This window comes from Bacteroides sp. AM37-9 (genome assembly GCF_003603455.1).
GTDB classification, from domain to species: domain Bacteria; phylum Bacteroidota; class Bacteroidia; order Bacteroidales; family Bacteroidaceae; genus Bacteroides; species Bacteroides xylanisolvens.
In genome coordinates this window covers 51,833-72,667 of record NZ_QTNF01000019.1, presented here as the reverse complement: position 1 = coordinate 72,667, position 20,835 = coordinate 51,833, and the positions used below count along the sequence as shown (strand labels likewise).

15 protein-coding genes are annotated in these 20,835 nt (G+C 43.7%); 13 read left to right on the top strand and 2 right to left on the bottom strand.

Features of this window, described 5'->3' with window-relative positions; genetic code table 11:
* Positions 1-53: 53 nt before the first annotated feature.
* The gene (locus DW862_RS14455; RefSeq protein ID WP_009038761.1) at positions 54-1,340 is read left to right on the top strand and encodes a serine dehydratase subunit alpha family protein; all 1,287 of its coding nucleotides are present in this window, start codon (positions 54-56) and stop codon (positions 1,338-1,340) included.
* Positions 1,341-1,481: 141 nt separating this feature from the next.
* Here DW862_RS14455 and DW862_RS14450 read toward each other — a convergent pair whose 3' ends face one another.
* Positions 1,482-2,060, bottom strand: coding sequence for a peptidylprolyl isomerase (locus DW862_RS14450; RefSeq protein ID WP_004313581.1), 579 nt, complete (start codon positions 2,058-2,060; stop codon positions 1,482-1,484).
* A 481-nt stretch (positions 2,061-2,541) separates the two neighbouring features.
* Between DW862_RS14450 and ilvD the strand changes: the two genes are divergently transcribed.
* The 6 genes from ilvD (at position 2,542) to DW862_RS14420 (ending at position 10,778) form a co-directional block, all read left to right on the top strand.
* The gene (gene ilvD / locus DW862_RS14445) at positions 2,542-4,341 is read left to right on the top strand and encodes a dihydroxy-acid dehydratase (RefSeq protein WP_015531434.1); all 1,800 of its coding nucleotides are present in this window, start codon (positions 2,542-2,544) and stop codon (positions 4,339-4,341) included.
* Between the two features lie 114 nt (positions 4,342-4,455).
* Positions 4,456-6,150 carry a biosynthetic-type acetolactate synthase large subunit gene (gene ilvB / locus DW862_RS14440; protein WP_015531435.1) on the top strand — a complete coding sequence of 565 codons (1,695 nt, stop codon included), beginning with the start codon at positions 4,456-4,458 and terminating at the stop codon, positions 6,148-6,150.
* A gap of 57 nt (positions 6,151-6,207) precedes the next feature.
* The gene (gene ilvN, locus DW862_RS14435) at positions 6,208-6,765 is read left to right on the top strand and encodes an acetolactate synthase small subunit (RefSeq protein ID WP_117611042.1); all 558 of its coding nucleotides are present in this window, start codon (positions 6,208-6,210) and stop codon (positions 6,763-6,765) included.
* A gap of 5 nt (positions 6,766-6,770) precedes the next feature.
* A complete protein-coding gene (locus DW862_RS14430; protein WP_004306752.1) occupies positions 6,771-7,514 on the top strand; it encodes an acyl-[acyl-carrier-protein] thioesterase in 744 nt (247 codons plus the stop codon).
* A gap of 67 nt (positions 7,515-7,581) precedes the next feature.
* The gene (gene ilvC, locus DW862_RS14425) at positions 7,582-8,625 is read left to right on the top strand and encodes a ketol-acid reductoisomerase (RefSeq protein WP_004321861.1); all 1,044 of its coding nucleotides are present in this window, start codon (positions 7,582-7,584) and stop codon (positions 8,623-8,625) included.
* 191 nt (positions 8,626-8,816) lie between these two features.
* Positions 8,817-10,778 (top strand): LruC domain-containing protein, encoded by a 1,962-nt coding sequence (locus DW862_RS14420; RefSeq protein ID WP_120068960.1) that lies wholly within the window; start codon positions 8,817-8,819, stop codon positions 10,776-10,778.
* 143 nt (positions 10,779-10,921) lie between these two features.
* On the opposite strand, the gene DW862_RS14415 is transcribed toward DW862_RS14420, so the two are convergent.
* On the bottom strand, positions 10,922-12,859 hold the full coding sequence (locus tag DW862_RS14415; RefSeq protein ID WP_165861927.1) for an AAA domain-containing protein: 1,938 nt from the start codon (positions 12,857-12,859) through the stop codon (positions 10,922-10,924).
* A gap of 66 nt (positions 12,860-12,925) precedes the next feature.
* Between DW862_RS14415 and DW862_RS14410 the strand changes: the two genes are divergently transcribed.
* The 6 genes from DW862_RS14410 to DW862_RS14385 all read left to right on the top strand — a co-directional run bounded on the left by DW862_RS14410 (position 12,926) and on the right by DW862_RS14385 (position 20,811).
* Positions 12,926-15,169: an aconitate hydratase gene (locus DW862_RS14410; protein WP_008770744.1), complete on the top strand. Its 2,244-nt coding sequence runs from the start codon at positions 12,926-12,928 to the stop codon at positions 15,167-15,169.
* 3 nt (positions 15,170-15,172) lie between these two features.
* A complete protein-coding gene (gene icd / locus DW862_RS14405) occupies positions 15,173-16,369 on the top strand; it encodes an NADP-dependent isocitrate dehydrogenase (RefSeq protein ID WP_004315788.1) in 1,197 nt (398 codons plus the stop codon).
* A 20-nt stretch (positions 16,370-16,389) separates the two neighbouring features.
* On the top strand, positions 16,390-17,733 hold the full coding sequence (locus DW862_RS14400) for a citrate/2-methylcitrate synthase (protein WP_004299485.1): 1,344 nt from the start codon (positions 16,390-16,392) through the stop codon (positions 17,731-17,733).
* Positions 17,734-17,926: 193 nt separating this feature from the next.
* Positions 17,927-18,688, top strand: coding sequence for a DUF1295 domain-containing protein (locus DW862_RS14395; RefSeq protein WP_087320508.1), 762 nt, complete (start codon positions 17,927-17,929; stop codon positions 18,686-18,688).
* Positions 18,689-18,739: 51 nt separating this feature from the next.
* Positions 18,740-19,963 carry an NADH:flavin oxidoreductase gene (locus DW862_RS14390; RefSeq protein WP_004315786.1) on the top strand — a complete coding sequence of 408 codons (1,224 nt, stop codon included), beginning with the start codon at positions 18,740-18,742 and terminating at the stop codon, positions 19,961-19,963.
* Positions 19,960-20,811, top strand: coding sequence for an SDR family oxidoreductase (locus DW862_RS14385; protein WP_008770745.1), 852 nt, complete (start codon positions 19,960-19,962; stop codon positions 20,809-20,811). The genes DW862_RS14390 and DW862_RS14385 overlap by 4 nt, the downstream gene beginning before the upstream one ends.
* Positions 20,812-20,835 lie beyond the last annotated feature (24 nt).

The window sequence follows — 20,835 nt, the reverse complement described above, 5'->3', positions numbered from 1 at the left end:
ATGTTGGAAAAGAAAGAATTTCCTATTTTTGTGGAATCAAAACTTATAAGTCTATGACTGAATCAGAAAGAAGGCAAATTATAGAATTGATTAAGAAGGAGGTCATTCCGGCTATCGGATGTACGGAACCTATCGCAGTAGCGCTTTGTGTTGCTAAGGCTGCCGAAACATTGGGAGCGAAACCGGAAAAGATAGAAGTCCTGTTAAGTGCTAATATATTAAAGAATGCTATGGGAGTAGGAATCCCGGGAACGGGTATGGTCGGGCTTCCCATAGCGGTTGCTTTGGGTGCGTTGATTGGCAAATCAGATTATCAGTTGGAGGTGTTGAGGGATTGTACATCGGAAGCGGTGGAACAGGGAAAACTGTTTATCGCAGAAAAACGGATTTGTATTTCTCTAAAAGAAGATATTACGGAAAAGCTTTATATTGAAGTGAACTGTAAAACGGGAGATAAAACGGCTAAAGCCATCATTGCCGGTGGACATACTACTTTTATATATATAGCCAAAGATGAACAAATGTTGCTCGACAATCAACAGACAGCTAGCGAAGAAGAGGAAGAGGCTTCGCTCGAACTAAATTTGCGCAAGGTCTATGATTTTGCACTGACTGCTCCGCTGGATGAAATCCGTTTCATCCTTGACACAGCCCGTTTGAACAAAGCTGCTGCCGAACAAGCATTTAAAGGTAACTACGGACATTCTTTAGGGAAAATGCTTCGGGGAACTTATGAGCATAAAGTGATGGGGGATAGCGTGTTTTCTCATATCCTCTCTTATACGTCGGCTGCCTGCGACGCCCGTATGGCTGGCGCTATGATTCCTGTAATGAGTAATTCCGGCAGTGGTAATCAGGGGATATCCGCTACACTTCCTGTCGTTGTCTTTGCAGAAGAAAACGGAAAAAGTGAAGAAGAACTGATCCGTGCTTTAATGCTTAGCCATCTCACTGTTATATATATCAAACAAAGTTTGGGGCGTCTGTCTGCTTTGTGTGGTTGTGTGGTAGCTGCCACAGGTTCCAGTTGTGGAATCACCTGGTTAATGGGAGGAAACTACAATCAGGTTGCCTTCGCTGTTCAAAACATGATTGCCAATTTGACAGGAATGATTTGTGACGGTGCAAAACCGAGTTGTGCCTTGAAGGTAACCACCGGAGTTTCGACAGCCGTACTGTCTGCCATGATGGCAATGGAAGACCGTTGTGTGACTTCCGTAGAAGGAATTATAGATGAAGATGTAGACCAAAGTATCCGTAACCTGACAAGAATCGGCTCGCAAGCCATGAACGAAACGGATAAAATGGTGCTTGACATCATGACGCACAAAGGATGCTGATTTTAAGTATTAAGTATCAAGTATTAAGTATTAGGCATTAAGTATTAGCCGGAATGACGGCATAAAAAAAGTATTAAGTATTAAAACTCCGGCTATATTCGCACGAAATTAATACTTAATACTTTATACTTAATACTTCAATTAATGACAGTGTCCGCCTTCGCAACCGCAGTCGTCGCCACAGCCATCACCGCAGCTGTCGCATCCGCAACCGCAACCACCTTCGCCACTCATCATTTTCACCAATTCCTGGATTTCTTCGTTAGTAGCAGGACGGCTTTCCAGTATTTCACCTTCGAAAATCAGGTCGGCACCAGCCAACGGGTGATTGAGGTCAACTACTACAACATCCGGTTTGATTTCTACTACGCTGGCATTTACGCGCTGACCGTCACCAGTCATCAAAGGTACGATGTTACCTTCTTTAATACGTTCGCTGTCAAACTTGCCATCTATTTCAAAAATATTTTTGGGGAGGTCAATAACGTGTTGTTCGTCATATTGTCCGTAAGCCTTATCTGCCGGAATGGTAAAATCAAATTTATCACCTTTAGAAAGAGCAGTTATCTGATTTTCGAAATCTTCGAGTGTTGTTCCTAATCCTGAAATGAATTGAAAGGGATGTTCTGCTTTTGCTTCTTCGAACAACTCTTTTTCACCATCTTCCATTGTATATAGTTTGTATGCAACGGTAATGTACTTGTTTTCTACTGTTTCCATCTGATCTTTTTTGTTTCTGATTAATAATTCCCGTAAATACGGGTCTACAAAGATACGAATTATTTGCTTGTACTCCGGTATAGGGAGGGTAAATTTCAGATTATTAAGTGCTTTTGTCAGAAAAAGGAAGTGAGGTGCGCAGTTAGATAATAGTTGTAAATTCAACCTTTAAGTGATAAAATAGAGAAATAATACCTCTCTTTTCTTACAATTATTCGCTTTTAAGTGATTTTTTTCTTCGATTTGTTTGGATATAATAAAAAAGCCCTTACCTTTGCAGCACGAAAATAAAGAAAAGAAGATATGAATATGTTACATACATCTATTAACCTAGCAGTCCTGCATATTATTCGCGTCGTGGTGGTCCCATCAAGAGCGTGAGAAAGGTTTTTGTGTTGTATGTGTTCGTACCATAAAAGATAGAATTTAGAGCCTTTCTCACTTGTGTGAGGAAGGCTCTTTAATTAAAAGATAGATTGAAATGAAAAAGCAATTACGCAGTTCGTTTAGTACACAAGGCCGTCGGATGGCGGGAGCCCGTGCATTGTGGGCAGCCAACGGCATGAAGAAGAATCAGATGGGTAAACCCATTATCGCTATCGTCAATTCGTTCACACAGTTTGTCCCGGGGCATGTACACCTACATGAAATCGGTCAGCTGGTGAAGGCAGAGATTGAGAAGCTGGGATGCTTCGCTGCGGAATTCAATACAATAGCTATCGACGACGGTATAGCAATGGGACATGATGGTATGCTTTACTCGCTTCCTTCACGTGACATCATTGCAGACAGTGTAGAATATATGGTTAATGCGCACAAGGCAGATGCAATGATATGTATCAGCAATTGCGATAAGATTACTCCCGGAATGTTGATGGCGGCTATGCGTTTGAATATTCCTGCCGTATTTGTATCGGGCGGTCCGATGGAAGCCGGAGAATGGAATGGTCAGCACCTGGATTTGATCGACGCGATGATTAAATCGGCTGATGAAAGTGTCAGCGATCAGGAAGTAGCGAATATCGAGCAAAATGCTTGTCCTACTTGCGGATGTTGTTCCGGTATGTTTACCGCCAATTCAATGAACTGCCTGAATGAAGCAATCGGACTGGCTCTTCCCGGAAACGGAACCATCGTAGCTACACACGAGAATCGCACGCAGCTTTTCAAAGATGCAGCAGAACTGATCGTAAAAAATGCAAAGTTATATTATGAAGAAGGAGACGAAAGTGTGCTTCCTCGTAGCATTGCTACCCGTCAGGCTTTCTTGAATGCCATGACGCTGGATATAGCAATGGGTGGTTCTACTAATACAGTTCTTCACCTGTTGGCTATTGCTCATGAAGCAGAGGTAGATTTCAAGATGGATGATATCGATATGCTTTCCCGCAAGGCTCCTTGTCTCTGCAAGGTGGCTCCCAATACACAGAAATATCATATTCAGGATGTAAACCGTGCCGGTGGTATTATTGCTATCATGGATGAACTGGCAAAAGGCGGTCTGATAGATACATCTGTTCGACGGGTAGACGGAATGTCATTGGCGGAAGCTATTAATGAATATTCAATCACCAGCCCGAATGTAAGCGAAAAGGCAATTAAAAAATATTCGAGTGCAGCCGGAAATAGATTCAATCTCGTACTTGGTTCACAGGGCATGTACTATAAGGAACTGGATAAAGACCGTGCAAACGGATGTATCCGTGATTTGGAACATGCTTATAGCAAAGACGGTGGATTGGCCGTATTGAAAGGCAATATTGCCCAAGACGGTTGTGTGGTAAAAACAGCAGGTGTAGACGAAAGTATCTGGAAATTTACCGGACCTGCCAAAGTATTTGATTCGCAAGAAGCAGCCTGTGAAGGCATCCTCGGAGGCCGAGTCGTCAGTGGCGATGTAGTCGTCATTACGCACGAAGGTCCGAAGGGTGGTCCCGGTATGCAGGAAATGCTTTATCCTACCTCTTATATCAAATCTCGTCATCTCGGAAAAGAATGTGCTTTGATTACCGACGGACGTTTCAGTGGTGGAACTTCCGGATTGAGTATCGGACATATTTCTCCTGAAGCGGCAGCTGGAGGCAATATCGGAAAAATTGTAGACGGAGACATTATCGAAATCGATATTCCGGCCCGGAAGATTAACGTGCGACTGACGGATGAAGAACTGGCGGCCCGTCCGATGACTCCTGTCACTCGTGACCGTTATGTACCGAAGAGCCTGAAGGCGTATGCCAGCATGGTAAGCTCTGCCGATAAGGGAGCAGTGAGAATTATATAATATAGTTGATAGGTAATAGTTAGCTGCGCAGCACTTAGCGCAATGATTGTAAACCATTCATTTTCAACTGTCATTTCTCAACTATCATTTATCATTTATCAACTATCAACTAATATGAAAGATTTAATAACAGGTGCAGAGGCTTTGATGCGCTCCTTGGAACATCAGGGAGTGACTACCATCTTTGGTTACCCCGGTGGTTCTATTATGCCGGTATTCGATGCCTTGTACGATCATCAAAATATATTGAACCATATCTTGGTTCGTCACGAGCAGGGAGCCGCCCATGCCGCACAAGGTTATGCCCGTGTATCGGGTGATGTAGGTGTTTGCCTGGTGACGAGCGGTCCCGGAGCAACCAATACGGTAACAGGCATTGCGGATGCGATGATCGATAGTACGCCTATCGTGGTGATTGCCGGACAGGTAGGAACAGGCTTTCTTGGGACGGATGCTTTTCAGGAAGTTGACTTGGTAGGTATCACCCAGCCAATCACTAAATGGAGTTATCAGATTCGCCGTGCGGAAGATGTAGCCTGGGCGGTAGCACGTGCGTTTTACATTGCCCGTAGTGGTCGTCCGGGTCCGGTGGTATTGGACTTTGCCAAAAATGCGCAAGTAGAGAAAACGAAATACGAACCGACGAAAGTCGATTTTATCCGTAGTTATGTTCCTGTTCCCGATACGGACGAGGAGACTGTACAGGCTGCTGCCGAACTGATTAATAACGCTGAACGTCCGCTTGTATTGGTTGGACAAGGTGTTGAACTGGGAAATGCACAGAGCGAATTGCGCGAGTTTATCGAAAAAGCGGATATGCCTGCGGGTTGTACGCTGCTCGGACTTTCGGCTTTGCCGACAGAACATCCGTTGAATAAAGGTATGTTGGGTATGCACGGCAATCTGGGACCGAATATCAATACCAATAAATGCGATGTGCTGATTGCTGTTGGTATGCGTTTTGACGACCGTGTGACCGGTAATTTGGCTACTTATGCCAAACAGGCAAAAGTGATTCATTTTGATATCGATCCTGCGGAAGTTAATAAGAATGTAAAGGTAGATGTAGCTGTATTGGGAGATTGCAAGGAAACACTGGCTTCTGTGACGAAACTTCTGAAAAAGAACACTCATACCGAATGGATTGATAGCTTCAAAGAATATGAGAAAGTGGAGGAGGAAAAAGTAATCCGTCCTGAACTTCATCCTGCCACAAACTCTTTGAGTATGGGGGAAGTGGTACGTGCGGTTAGTGATGCTACTCACCATGAAGCTGTTTTGGTAACAGATGTAGGTCAAAATCAGATGATATCTGCACGCTACTTTAAATATACGAAAGAACGCAGTATCATTACTTCCGGAGGACTTGGAACAATGGGCTTCGGGCTTCCCGCAGCTATCGGGGCAACTTTCGGAGCACCGGAACGTACCGTATGCGTATTTATGGGAGATGGCGGACTGCAAATGAATATTCAGGAACTGGGTACGATTATGGAGCAGAAGGCTCCGGTGAAGATTATCTGCTTGAACAATAATTACCTCGGAAACGTACGTCAGTGGCAAGCTATGTTTTTCAACCGTCGCTATTCGTTTACCCCGATGTTGAATCCGGATTATATGAAAGTGGCCTCGGCTTATGATATTCCTTCCAAGCGTGTTTTCACTCGTGAAGAACTGAAGGAAGCTATTGCTGAAATGCTGGCAACGGACGGTCCGTTCCTGCTCGAAGCTTGCGTGGTGAAAGAAGGCAATGTTTTGCCGATGACTCCTCCGGGTGGTTCGGTAAACCAGATGTTGCTGGAGTGCTAGGAGAAGTTGAGAGTTGAGAATGGAGAGTTGAGAGTTCGCATTTAAAAAATTAGAGTTATGAGTGATAAAACGTTATATACAATCATTGTTCATTCGGAGAATATAGCCGGGTTGCTGAATCAGGTAACTGCTGTATTTACCCGTCGGCAAATAAATATTGAGAGCCTGAATGTATCTGCTTCTTCTATTAAAGGTGTACATAAGTATACAATAACAGCTTGGACTGATAAGGACATCATTGAGAAGGTAGTGAAACAGATCGAAAAGAAGATCGACGTGATTCAGGCACATTATTTCACAGAGGATGAGATTTATTTCCACGAGATTGCATTATATAAGGTGTCTACTCCTGCTTTTCAGGAGAATCCGGAAGCATCCAAACTGATTCGTAGATACAATGCACGTATAGTGGAAGTCAATCCGATATTTTCTATTGTCGAGAAAAATGGAATGAGCGAAGATATAACTTCGCTCTATGGTGAACTGAAGGCTTTGAATTGTGTTTTGCAGTTTGTCCGTTCAGGACGTGTAGCGATTACTACCAGCTGCTTTGAACGGGTGAATGAGTTTCTCGATGGACGGGAAGCTATGTATAACCAAAGTAAAAACCAATAAGAATAATGAGTGAAGAAAATAGAATAGGGACTTATCAGTTTGTGGCAGAACCGTTCCATGTTGACTTCAACGGACGTCTGACTATGGGGGTACTGGGAAATCATCTGCTGAATTGTGCAGGTTTTCACGCCAATGACCGTGGTTTTGGTATTGCAACGCTGAATGAGGATAATTACACATGGGTGCTTTCACGTCTGGCTATTGAGTTGGATGAAATGCCTTATCAGTATGAGAATTTCTCGGTTCAGACGTGGGTGGAAAATGTCTACCGTTTGTTTACGGACCGTAATTTTGCTATTATTGATAAGGATGGGAAGAAGATTGGCTACGCACGTTCCGTATGGGCAATGATTAATCTTAATACCCGCAAGCCTGCCGACTTGTTGACTTTGCATGGGGGAAGTATCGTAGACTATGTCTGTGATGAGCCTTGCCCGATTGAAAAGCCTTCACGCATCAAAGTGACAAGCGATCAGCCGATAGCTACCCTGACGGCAAAATACAGTGATATAGATATCAACGGTCATGTAAACAGCATCCGTTACATCGAGCATATCCTTGATTTGTTCCCGATTGAATTGTATAAGACCAAACGTATCCGTCGTTTTGAAATGGCGTATGTGGCGGAAAGCTATTTTGGTGATGAACTCTCTTTCTTCTGCGATGAAGTGAACGCAAACGAGTTTCACGTAGAAGTGAAGAAGAATGGCAACGAAGTTGTTTGCCGCTCGAAAGTGATATTTGAATAAATGTGAGAATATAAAATCAATTAATAACAGATGGCGTAAGTCATCAAAAACTAAAAACAAAAAGAAAATGGCACAGTTGAATTTTGGAGGTACTACTGAAACTGTAGTAATCCGTGACGAATTTCCATTGGAAAAAGCTCGTGAAGTATTGAAAAATGAAACAATCGCTGTAATCGGTTATGGCGTACAGGGTCCTGGACAGGCACTGAACTTGCGTGATAACGGTTTCAATGTAATCGTTGGTCAACGTGAAGGAAAAACATACGATAAGGCAGTAGCAGACGGATGGGTTCCGGGTGAAACTTTGTTCGGTATCGAAGAAGCTTGTGAGAGAGGTACTATTGTAATGTGTCTGTTGTCTGACGCAGCAGTAATGTCAGTATGGCCTACTATCAAGCCTTACCTGACTGCTGGAAAAGCTCTTTATTTCTCACACGGTTTTGCTATCACTTGGAACGACCGTACAGGTGTAGTTCCTCCTGCTGATATCGACGTTATCATGGTTGCTCCTAAAGGTTCGGGTACATCTTTGCGTACTATGTTCCTCGAAGGACGTGGCTTGAACTCTTCTTATGCTATCTATCAGGATGCTACAGGCAAGGCTTACGAAAGAACCATCGCACTGGGTATTGGTATCGGTTCCGGTTATCTGTTCGAAACAACTTTCCAACGTGAAGCTACTTCTGACTTGACAGGTGAACGTGGTTCATTGATGGGTGCTATCCAAGGTTTGTTGCTGGCACAGTACGAAGTATTGCGTGAAAACGGTCATAGTCCTTCTGAAGCATTCAATGAAACAGTGGAAGAACTGACACAGTCATTGATGCCGTTGTTTGCAAAGAACGGTATGGACTGGATGTACGCTAACTGCTCTACTACTGCTCAACGTGGTGCTCTCGATTGGATGGGCCCATTCCACGATGCTATCAAACCGGTAGTTGAAAAGTTGTATAACAGTGTGAAGACTGGTAACGAAGCACAGATTTCTATCGACAGTAATTCACAACCTGATTATCGTGAAAAATTGAACGAAGAACTCCGTCAATTACGCGAAAGCGAAATGTGGCAGACTGCTGTAACTGTTCGTAAACTTCGTCCGGAAAATAATTAATTAGACTAGATTATACAAGTTTTAAAAGAAGGAGAGAGCTTTTTGCTTTCTCCTTTTTTTATTAATAAGATATTTTAAAATGGGTAGGTGAAGCTTGCAGAAACTTTTTTTTGAAAAATATATCAATAATGTGATTAAAATATGCAAGTTTATGTTTATATTTGCACCATCAAATAAAATGAACGAGAAGTATGATGTGTTTTAACTTACCCCAAAGAATGATTAACATTGCTAAATTAGCATGTGTTATCGGTGTTGTTTCTGTTGCTTTCTCAAGCTGTTTACAGAAAGATGTATATGATCCTGCTAATTCAGGAGATAAAGAAGAAGTTACTTTAGATAACTATTTCGACTTTGCCACTACTAAAAATATTCAATTGAATATTGATTATGGAAAGGAATGTCCTAGGGCTTATTTTGAAGTTTATGCTGAAAATCCGCTTTCTTATGTGGCAGAAGGTGGTCAGATTATAAAGAAAGCAGGGGTGTCACATATTGCAACCGGATTTACAGATATACAAGGACGTTATATCAAACCGGCTTCTTTCCCGACAGCAGTTTCAGAAGTTTATATTTATTCTCCGGATTTTGGTGTGCCGACTTTGTATAAAACTAAAGTTGTCGGTTCGGATGTCAGCGCAAAAATAACCTTTGAGAATGCTCTTGATGTTACTCCTGTGGATTCATCAACGAGAAGTGCACAAACAAGGGCTGCGGTGAAATTTATTACAGATGTAATCCCGAACGTATTAGGAACTTGGAATGCAAATTCAGGTAAGCCTGACTATTTGGATGCTTCTAAGAAGATCAACGTGGATGCAACTCTCAAGAGTTATATAACGACATATTTTCCGGAAGGAAAGAATAACGTAGGACCTTTAGTTACTGATAATGCTGATATTCTGATAAAAGAAGATGCAAATGTCGTTATTAACTATTTTGGGGGAGACACAGGAGCGAAAAGTGTATTTGCTTATTATTGCTATCCGAAAGATGCTTCTACTGATGAAATAAGGAAGGCAACAAAGCATGCATGTGTCATATTTCCTAACGCACATGGAAATAGTTTAGGTTATTATAGTGGGGTTGCAGTTAATTTAAAATATATAAATGAGACTGGTAATTTCCCTCAAGAGGACCCGGAACGTATTCCGGCAAATACAAAGATTGGTTTCTTGATATGGAATAATGGCTGGGTAAATGCCAAGGCTAATGGGAATATGTTCTACTCAACCAAATCTTTGAATAGTGACAAAATTTCTCACACTGCAATTTTTGCAGCAAAAAATAAAGCAGGTGACAGAGTGAATGTTATTACGATGGAAGACTGGAAAAGTGGAGAAAATGACTATAATGATGTTGCTTTTGTTATCTCTTCTAATCCTATTGCTGCTATTGAAGTTCCGGAGGTTCCTAATCCAGGTGATCGACAAGGAACAGAAAAGTATTCTGGAGTGCTTGGCTTTGAAGATAACTGGCCGGAGCAAGGAGATTATGACTTGAATGATGTAGTCATGAAATATCAGTCAAGTGTTGATTATAATATAGATAATAAAGTTCTTAATATTATTGATAAGTTCACATTGGCTTGGACGGGAGCTAATTATAAAAACTCGTTTGCGTATGAGGTTCCTTTCGATTTGAGTAAAGCGTCCCAAGTAATAATCAATGGCGATGAAATTACTTCCTATTCAGGTAATGTGATAACATTATTCAAGGATGCTAAAGCTGAATTGGGAGTATCCAATGTGAATGCGGAGGATATGATTAATCAGAATATTCAAGAGAAGACATATACGGTATCCATACAATTTAATAACCCTACTCTTGATAAATCAGTGGTGGTAGCTCCTTATAACCCTTTTATAAAAGTATTCAACTCTGCCACAGAAGTCCATCTGACAGATCATAAGCCGACGACTGGTGCGAATAATCGTTTCCCTTCCGGAGCTGATATTTCTCGTGGTGATGTAGATGGTACCTATTTCATTTGCAAAGATGGTTTTCCGTTTGCAATTCATGTAGATGCTCGTTTGGACGCTTCTATTTTGAATTTAGATCTTAAAAAGGAGAATCAGCGCATTGATAAAACATATCCTAAATTTGCAGAATGGGCAAAAACGCGCGATCCGCAAATAAAATGGTGGAAATAGTTGGAGTGCATTGGAATAATCGACTATCTTTGAGGGTGAAAAATTAAGAATAGTACTGATGTAAAATATTGTTTGTTTTGTTTGTGTTAAAAAAAGTGTGGTTTCGGGAGAAAGTGTGCTTTGTTAAAAGGAGGATTAAGTATTTAATCCTCCTTTTTAATGAATAACATCAACCTTTTATAGAAAGGATGCTTGGCAAGGGTGGAGGTATCTCCTAATATAACAAGTTTCATTCGTGCCCGCGTAATCGCTACATTCATTCTTCGCAAGTCATTTAGAAACCCGATTTGTCCGTCCTCGTTGGCACGTACGAGACTGATGAAAATAACGTCTCGCTCCTGTCCCTGAAAGCCGTCTACCGTATTCACGGTGATGAGGCTGCGGAAAGGGCGTAAAAAGCTGCTTCCTTTTATTTTTCCTCTCAAATATTGCACTTGTGCCTTGTATGGCGAAATCAGACCGAAATCAATTCTTTCATCCAGTATTCGCTCTTTGCCGATACGTTCGATGTAAGTTTCCAGTTCTTGCAGTAGTAGGTTGGCTTCCTGCTTATTGATGCGTCCGAAGCTTTCTCCTACAAAATCTTCGTGAAAGTCCATCTCTGAAGTATTGATCCAGTTCATGGGAGTGTCGAAATCAAGAATCCCCCGATAGCGTACTTCCGGAGCAGCTTCCAGTTCTCCGTGATAAAACCAGTCGGAGGGAAACTGCATGATGGTTTCATGCATTCTGTACTGTACTTTTAATAGAGAGACCGCGGAAGGTTTTTGTTGAACGACTTTTTCCATTAATGTATGATCCAATCCTCCACGGGAAGCTTCTATACATTTGATAGTCGGCGGAAGCTGACAATGATCTCCTGCAAGGATGACCCGGTCTGCTTTGCGGATAGCGATCCAGCAGGCAGCTTCGAGGGCTTGTGCAGCTTCGTCGATGAATAAAGTCGAAAAACGACGTCCGTTGAGCAGGCGGTGGTTGCTGCTGACTAGGGTAGAAGCAATCACACGGGCACTGTCGAAAAGATCGGCATTGATTTGTATTTCCAACTCCGTGGCACGGTCGCGGAGACGACTCATGCGATTACGCATTCCTTCCCGTTCAGAATAACTACCCCGGCGCATCCGGCTACCCATTTCGCGGATAGATTTACGGATTCCCCAAAGCTCCGGATAGGCAGGATGACTTTCAAACCGGCGTTCGTAGGTGGATGAAAGCATTTTGTCGTTGACTCGGGTCGGATTTCCAATGCGGAGCACGGGTACTCCCCGGTCTACCAGTTTCTCACAAATCCAGTCGACAGCCGTGTTGCTTTGTGCACAGACAAGCACTTGTGGTTCCCGGTGTAACGTTTCGTAAATCGCTTCGACAAGAGTCGTTGTCTTTCCGGTTCCCGGAGGACCGTGAACAATAGATACGTCACGCGTACATAGCACCTTGTTGACTGCTGTTTCCTGTGTACTGTTCAGCCATGGAAAGCGGACAGGATATAATTCGCGGAATCCCGGTTTTTGGGTACCCAACAAAATGTCGCGCAGTTCCGCCAGGCGGTTGTCTTTGGCGCGTATCGTGTCTTCCAGTGCCTCGAACATGGCCCGGTACGATGTTTCGTCAAAATAAAGTTGTACCCCCAGTATACCGTCAGTTTGCAGTTCCGCTAAAGCTCCCGCTCCGGGGAGTACAACGACCATTCGTTCTTCGTCGGCAAAGCTGACGGTAGCGATGAAATCCATATACTTCACTTTTCCTTCGAATGACTGGTGGAAAAAGCAAACAGGACGGCCGAACTCAAAGGAATGCTCTATTTCTTTATTTTCGGTCCGTGTAATATCTATTACAAGCTGATTCAGCGAATTGTAGTAACTTCGGCCAAGAGAGACAGGATACCAGCAGAGACCGCGCTTCACTTTACGGGCAACGCCCATTGTTTCGGTCTGCCGCTTAAATTCTTCCTTCTCATATTCATACTCCATCCGCAGGAGGAGTTGCTGTTGCTGAAGGTCTATAATGGGACTTTTCGGATTATTACTCATAATAGGCGCAAAGGTAACAAATCTTCGTTCCGGGTAGAAAAAATATTTCATTTTGTTAAACATTACTCGAACGTCGTTCGTTATTTTAATAGATAGACTAAAAAAACAAAAAGCAATATGGTATATGATGTGACTATGTTAGAAGCTTTCTACGCTGCTTATAAAGGAAAGGTAGAACACGTACGGGCTATACTGAAACGCCCTTTGACGTTGGCCGAGAAGATTTTGTATGCTCATCTGTATGATGTAGCCGATTTGAAAGATTACAAACGGGGGGAGGATTATGTGAATTTCCGTCCCGACCGTGTGGCTATGCAGGATGCAACTGCGCAGATGGCATTGCTTCAATTTATGAATGCAGGTAAGGATCAGGTGGCTGTGCCTTCAACAGTGCATTGCGATCACTTGATACAGGCGTATAAAGGTGCAAAGGCGGATATTGCTACGGCAAGACTAACCAATGAAGAAGTATACGACTTCCTCCGTGATGTATCTTCCCGTTATGGCATCGGCTTCTGGAAACCGGGAGCAGGAATTATCCATCAGGTAGTGCTCGAAAACTATGCTTTCCCCGGCGGTATGATGGTGGGAACAGACTCTCATACGCCTAATGCAGGCGGACTGGGCATGGTGGCTATCGGTGTCGGTGGCGCGGATGCCGTGGATGTGATGACAGGAATGGAATGGGAGCTGAAAATGCCGAAGATTATCGGTGTCCGTCTGACCGGAAAACTAAGCGGTTGGACCTCTCCGAAAGATGTAATCCTGAAATTGGCCGGCATCCTTACCGTAAAAGGAGGAACGAATGCTATTATCGAATATTTTGGTCCCGGAACCGAATCCCTTTCTGCTACCGGGAAAGCCACCATTTGCAATATGGGTGCCGAAGTTGGAGCTACTACCTCTTTGTTCCCCTTTGACGGGCGCATGGCTACTTATTTGAGAGCTACCGGAAGAGATTGTGTAGTTGATTGGGCTGAATCTGTTGATGCAGATCTTCGTGCAGACGACATTGTGACCGACGAACCATCCAACTATTACGACCGTGTGATTGAAATAGATTTGTCAGAACTCGAACCTTATATAAACGGGCCGTTTACACCGGATGCCGCTACTCCTATCTCTGAATTTGCAGAAAAAGTGTTATTGAACGGCTACCCCCGTAAAATGGAGGTGGGCTTGATAGGTTCATGTACCAATTCTTCTTATCAGGATTTGAGCCGTGCAGCTTCTCTGGCAAAGCAGGTGACAGAAAAGAATTTGAGCGTCGCTTCTCCGCTGATCGTCAATCCGGGTTCGGAGCAAATCCGGGCTACTGCCGAAAGAGACGGTATGATTGAAGCTTTTGAACGGTTGGGAGCCACGATTATGGCAAATGCTTGTGGACCTTGTATCGGTCAGTGGAAACGTGAGACGGACGATCTGACACGAAAGAACTCAATCGTCACCTCTTTCAATCGTAATTTTGCCAAACGCGCTGACGGTAATCCCAACACCTATGCATTTGTAGCTTCTCCGGAACTAACGATGGCGTTAACAATAGCCGGTGATCTCTGTTTCAACCCGTTGAAAGACAGACTGGTGAATCATAACGGAGAAAAAGTGAAACTCTCCGAGCCTGTAGGAGATGAACTTCCTTTGAAAGGTTTTGAACAGGGAAATGAAGGGTATATTGCCCCGCACGGAGCAAAAACGGAAATCAGGGTAAAACCGGATTCCCAACGTCTCCAGCTTCTGACTCCTTTCCCGGCATGGGACGGACAGGATTTGCTGAACATGCCTTTATTGATTAAAGCACAGGGAAAATGTACTACCGACCATATCTCTATGGCAGGTCCATGGCTCCGCTTCCGGGGACATTTGGAGAATATTTCTGACAATATGCTGATGGGAGCTGTCAATGCTTTCAATGGTGAAACGAACCGTGTTTGGAATCGTTCGACAAATACTTATGGAACAGTTTCCGGTACGGCAAAGATGTATAAATCCGAAGGTATTCCGTCTATTGTTGTTGCCGAAGAGAATTATGGAGAAGGTTCCAGCCGTGAACATGCAGCCATGGAACCACGCTTCCTCAATGTACGTGTCATTTTGGCTAAGAGTTTTGCCCGTATCCACGAAACAAATCTGAAAAAACAAGGAATGCTTGCTCTTACTTTTGTAGATAAAGCAGACTATGACAAGATTCGGGAACACGATCTTTTGTCCGTATCAGGCTTAGTCCATTTCGCACCGGGGCGCAATCTGACGATTGTTCTTCATCACGAAGACGGAACGAAAGAAAGTTTTGAAGTGCAACATACCTATAATGAACAGCAGATAGCCTGGTTTCGTGCCGGTTCTGCCTTAAATGCAAGATAAAAAATGAGCAAAATAACCATGCAAACAGATGGTACGCTGTTGGTACCCGATGTGCCTACCGTACCTTATATTACCGGCGATGGAGTAGGAGCCGAAGTGACTCCTGCCATGCAAGCCGTAGTGGACGCAGCTATCCGGAAAGCATACGGTGGCAAACGTCGTATCGAATGGAAAGAAGTGTTGGCGGGAGAACGTGCCTTCAACGCGACTGGTTCCTGGTTACCGGATGAAACAATGGAAACCTTTCAGGAATACCTGGTAGGAATCAAAGGTCCGTTGACAACTCCTGTCGGAGGTGGAATCCGTTCGTTGAACGTAGCACTGCGTCAGACACTTGATTTATACGTCTGTCTTCGTCCGGTTCGTTGGTATCAGGGAGTACAGTCGCCTGTCAAATCACCGGAGAAAGTGAATATGTGTGTGTTCCGTGAAAATACGGAAGATATTTATGCAGGTATCGAATGGGAAGCCGGAACTCCGGAAGCTGAAAAGTTCTATCAATTCCTGAAAGACGAAATGGGCGTGACAAAAGTCCGTTTCCCGGAAACCTCTTCTTTCGGTGTGAAACCTGTATCACGTGAGGGCACGGAGCGTCTTGTACGTGCTGCCTGCCAGTATGCGATCGACCATCATTTGCCTTCCGTAACGCTGGTGCATAAAGGGAATATCATGAAGTTTACCGAAGGTGGTTTCAAAAAATGGGGCTACGAACTGGCGCAACGTGAATTTGGCGATGCTTTGGCAGATGGCAGACTGGTGATAAAAGATTGCATTGCAGATGCTTTCTTGCAAAATACACTCCTGATTCCCGAAGAATATTCCGTAATAGCCACCTTAAACCTCAACGGAGACTACGTTTCTGACCAACTGGCGGCTATGGTAGGCGGTATCGGTATCGCTCCGGGAGCAAATATCAACTACCAGACAGGTCATGCCATCTTTGAAGCGACTCACGGAACAGCCCCCAATATTGCGGGAAAAGATGTGGTGAACCCTTGTTCTATTATCCTTTCGGCAGTAATGATGCTCGAATATTTTGACTGGAAAGAAGCGGCTGCTCTGATAGAGAAAGCCTTGGAACAAAGCTTCCTGGACGCTCGCGCTACACACGATTTAGCCCGTTTTATGCCGAATGGAACCTCCCTCTCTACTTCCGCTTTCACTCGTGAGATCGTGGAAAGAATTGAAAAACAAAAGTAACGAATAAAAAACGAAGAAAGATGAAAAAAGAGTACTTGATTTACAAGCTTTCCGAGGAAATGAAGGAAGCTACCCGGATTGATACAGAATTGTTCTCCAAGTTTGATGTGAAGCGCGGATTGCGTAATGAAGACGGCACAGGTGTATTGGTAGGTTTAACCAGAATCGGTAATGTAGTAGGATATGAACGTGTTCCGGGTGGTGGACTGAAACCCATACCGGGAAAACTGTTCTATCGCGGTTATGATGTAGAAGATATTTCTCACGCTATAATCAAAGAGAAACGCTTTGGCTTCGAAGAAGTGGCTTACCTATTGCTTTCCGGACGTCTGCCGGATAAAGAAGAATTGCTTTCTTTCCGTGAGTTGATTAACGACAATATGCCGTTGGAACAGAAAACGAAAATGAACATCATCGAGTTGGAAGGAAACAACATCATGAATATTCTTTCACGCAGTGTATTGGAAATGTATCGTTTTGACGCAAATGCGGATGATACCTCCCGGGATAACCTGATGCGTCAGAGTATTGAACTGATTTCAAAGTTCCCCACTATCATCGCTTATGCTTATAATATGCTTCGTCATGCTACTTTCGGACGTTCTCTGCATATCCGCCATCCGCAGGAAAAGCTCTCTATTGCCGAAAATTTCCTGTATATGCTGAAAAAAGACTATACCGAACTGGATGCACGCACCCTTGATTTGTTATTGATTCTTCAGGCAGAGCACGGTGGTGGTAATAACTCCACTTTCACCGTTCGTGTTACTTCTTCTACCGGAACAGATACTTATTCGGCCATCGCCGCCGGTATCGGTTCGCTGAAAGGCCCGCTTCACGGAGGTGCCAATATTCAGGTTGCCGACATGTTTCAGCACCTGAAGGAAAATATTAAAGACTGGACAAGTGTAGATGAGATAGACACTTATTACACCCGAATGTTGAACAAAGAAGTGTATAACAAAACCGGATTGATCTATGGTATCGGACATGCCGTTTATACCATCTCCGACCCTCGTGCTCTTCTATTGAAAGAACTGGCTCGCGACCTTGCCCGTGAAAAAGGCAGAGAAAGCGAATTTGCTTTTCTTGAACTGCTGGAAGAACGTGCCATCGCTACTTTCGGACGGGTTAAAAACAACGGAAAGACAGTGTCCAGCAATATCGACTTTTATTCGGGCTTCGTGTATGAAATGATCGGTTTGCCGCAGGAAATCTTCACTCCACTGTTTGCCATGGCGCGTATCGTAGGCTGGTGTGCACACCGCAATGAAGAATTAACCTTCGACGGTAAACGGATTATCCGCCCGGCTTATAAAAATGTACTTGATGATTTGGCTTATATCCCAATTAAGAAACGCTGATAAGAACAAATCCTTTTATTAAATAGATAAGTAATCCCGGATGTGTGCCCGATCATTTCAGAAGCGCATCCGGGAAATTTTACATTTTCTCCTTTTTTATGTTCGTAAAAGAATGTACTTCAGATTCTTTCTATTTTTTGTATCGTCATTTATCTCATTTTTGTTATTTTTGCGTGTTACAAAATAGATCGGTATGAGTATAGATACTTTTAATCTGTTTCTGGGGGTGATGAGCCTGATTGCTTTGTTTGTTTTTATCGCCCTTTACTTTGTGAAAGCCGGATATGGTATTTTCCGCACAGCATCGTGGGGAGTAGCTATCTCCAATAAACTAGCCTGGATATTGATGGAAGCTCCGGTTTTCGTGGTGATGTGCGTGATGTGGATCTATTCCGAACGTCGGTTCGAGCCGGTGATTTTCACTTTCTTCCTCTTCTTTCAGATTCACTATTTTCAGCGTGCTTTCATCTTCCCTTTGCTATTGAAAGGAAAAAGTAAGATGCCGCTGGCAATCATGTCGATGGGAGTTCTTTTTAATCTGCTGAATGGTTATATGCAAGGAAAATGGATTTTCTATCTTGCTCCCGAAACGATGTATCAATCCGGTTGGTTCACTTCACCGTGGTTTATTATCGGCACACTGCTCTTTTTCGCAGGTATGCTGTTGAACTGGCAGTCGGATTATATCATCCGTCATTTGCGCAAACCGGGAGACACCCGGCATTATCTGCCTCAAAAAGGAATGTACCGTTATGTCACTTCCGCCAACTATTTCGGTGAGATAGTAGAATGGGCAGGTTGGGCGATACTCACTTGTTCACTTTCCGGTCTGGTCTTCCTTTGGTGGACGATTGCTAACCTTGTTCCCCGTGCCAACGCTATTTGGTGCCGTTACCGCGAAGAATTCGGAGACGCAGTGGGAGAACGGAAACGAGTGTTCCCTTTTCTTTATTAGGGGCGCTTTTCATCACGACTTACGTATGACTTAAATAAAATATCAACTACTATGGAATCTAAACTTTTTAGCCCGGTCACCTTTGGTCCTTTGACGCTGCGGAATCGAACAATCCGTTCGGCAGCTTTTGAGAGCATGTGTCCGGAGAATACTCCCACGCAGATGTTGCTGGATTACCATCGGTCGGTAGCTGCGGGGGGAGTGGGTATGACAACAGTGGCTTATGCTGCCGTGACACAAAGCGGACTTTCTTTCGACCGTCAGTTGTGGTTGCGTCCGTCCATTATTCCCCGTTTACACGAACTGACAAAAGCCGTGCACGATGAAGGTGCCGCAGTAGGTATACAAATCGGGCATTGTGGAAATATGTCCCATAAAAATATATGTGGTGTCACTCCTATATCCGCATCTTCAGGCTTCAACCTCTATTCTCCTACGTTTGTGCGTGGAATGGAAAAAGAGGAGCTGCCGGAAATGGCGAAAGCGTATGGAAATGCAGTCAATCTGGCGAGGAAAGCCGGATTTGACGCCGTTGAAGTACATGCGGGGCACGGCTATTTGATTAGTCAATTCCTGTCTCCCTACACCAATCATCGGAAAGATGAATATGGCGGTTCGCTCGAAAACCGGATGCGTTTTATGGATATGGTGATGGAAGAAGTGATGAAAGCGGCAGGCAGTGATATGGCAGTTTTCGTAAAAATGAATATGCGCGACGGTTTCAAAGGAGGAATGGAGATTGACGAATCCATACAAGTGGCTAAACGACTGTTGGAACTTGGCGCTCATGGATTGGTGTTGAGTGGTGGTTTTGTCAGCAAAGCGCCGATGTATGTAATGAGAGGTGCCATGCCGATTCGTTCGATGTCTTACTATATGAATTGTTGGTGGCTGAAATACGGAGTCCGTATGTTTGGCAAATGGATGATACCCTCTGTGCCCTTCAAAGAGGCCTATTTCCTTGAAGATGCACTGAAATTCCGTGCGGCTCTTCCGGATGCGCCGTTGATTTATGTCGGTGGTCTTGTTTCCCGTCAGAAAATAGATGAAGTGCTCGATTCCGGTTTTGATGCCGTGCAGATGGCGAGAGCATTACTGAACGAACCGGGATTCGTGAACCGGATGAAACAGGAGGAACAAGCACGCTGCAACTGTGGACACAGTAATTATTGCATAGGACGTATGTATACGATAGAAATGGCTTGTCATCAACATTTGAAAGAACAATTACCTTCCTCTTTACAAAAGGAGATTGATAAACTGGAGAAAAAATGAGTGAAATGAAATGGGCAATCATCACCGGTGCGGACGGAGGAATGGGAACAGAAATAACACGTGCCGTAGCCAAAGCCGGTTATCGAATCATAATGGCTTGTTATCATCCGAAGAAAGCGGAGGTTGTTCGTGAACGTTTGAGCAAGGAAATTGGAAACCCGGATTTGGAAGTAATAGCTATCGATTTATCTTCTATGCAATCCGTAGTTGCTTTTGCCAGTCAGATCTTAGAAAGGAATCTTCCCATCTCTTTGTTAATGAATAATGCCGGAACGATGGAGACAGGTTTTCATACTACTTCCGAAGGATTCGAACGAACAGTAAGTGTGAACTACATGGGACCTTATCTGCTTACCCGGAAATTAATTCCGTTGATGGTGCGTGGAGCGCGTATCGTAAATATGGTTTCCTGTACATACGCAATCGGCAAGCTCGACTTCCCAGATTTCTTTCATAGAGGGAAAACGGGAACGTTTTGGCGGATTCCTGTTTACAGTAACACGAAGTTGGCTTTATTATTGTTTACTTTCGAGCTTTCCGAGCAACTTCGAGAGAAGGGGATTACCGTCAATGCTGCCGATCCGGGAATTGTTTCTACTGATATCATCACTATGCACAAGTGGTTCGATCCGTTAACGGATATTTTTTTCCGTCCTTTTATCCGTAAACCCAAGAAAGGGGCTTCTACGGCAATCGGTTTACTGTTGGACGAAAAGGAAGCCGGTGTGACAGGACAACTGTATGTCAATAACCACCGGAAAAACTTGTCTGATAAATACACGAATCATGTGCAAAAAGAGCAGTTGTGGGAGGTAACGGAACGTGCGTTGGCGAGTTGGCTGAAGTAGGTTTTCTTTTCTTTTTTTATTTAA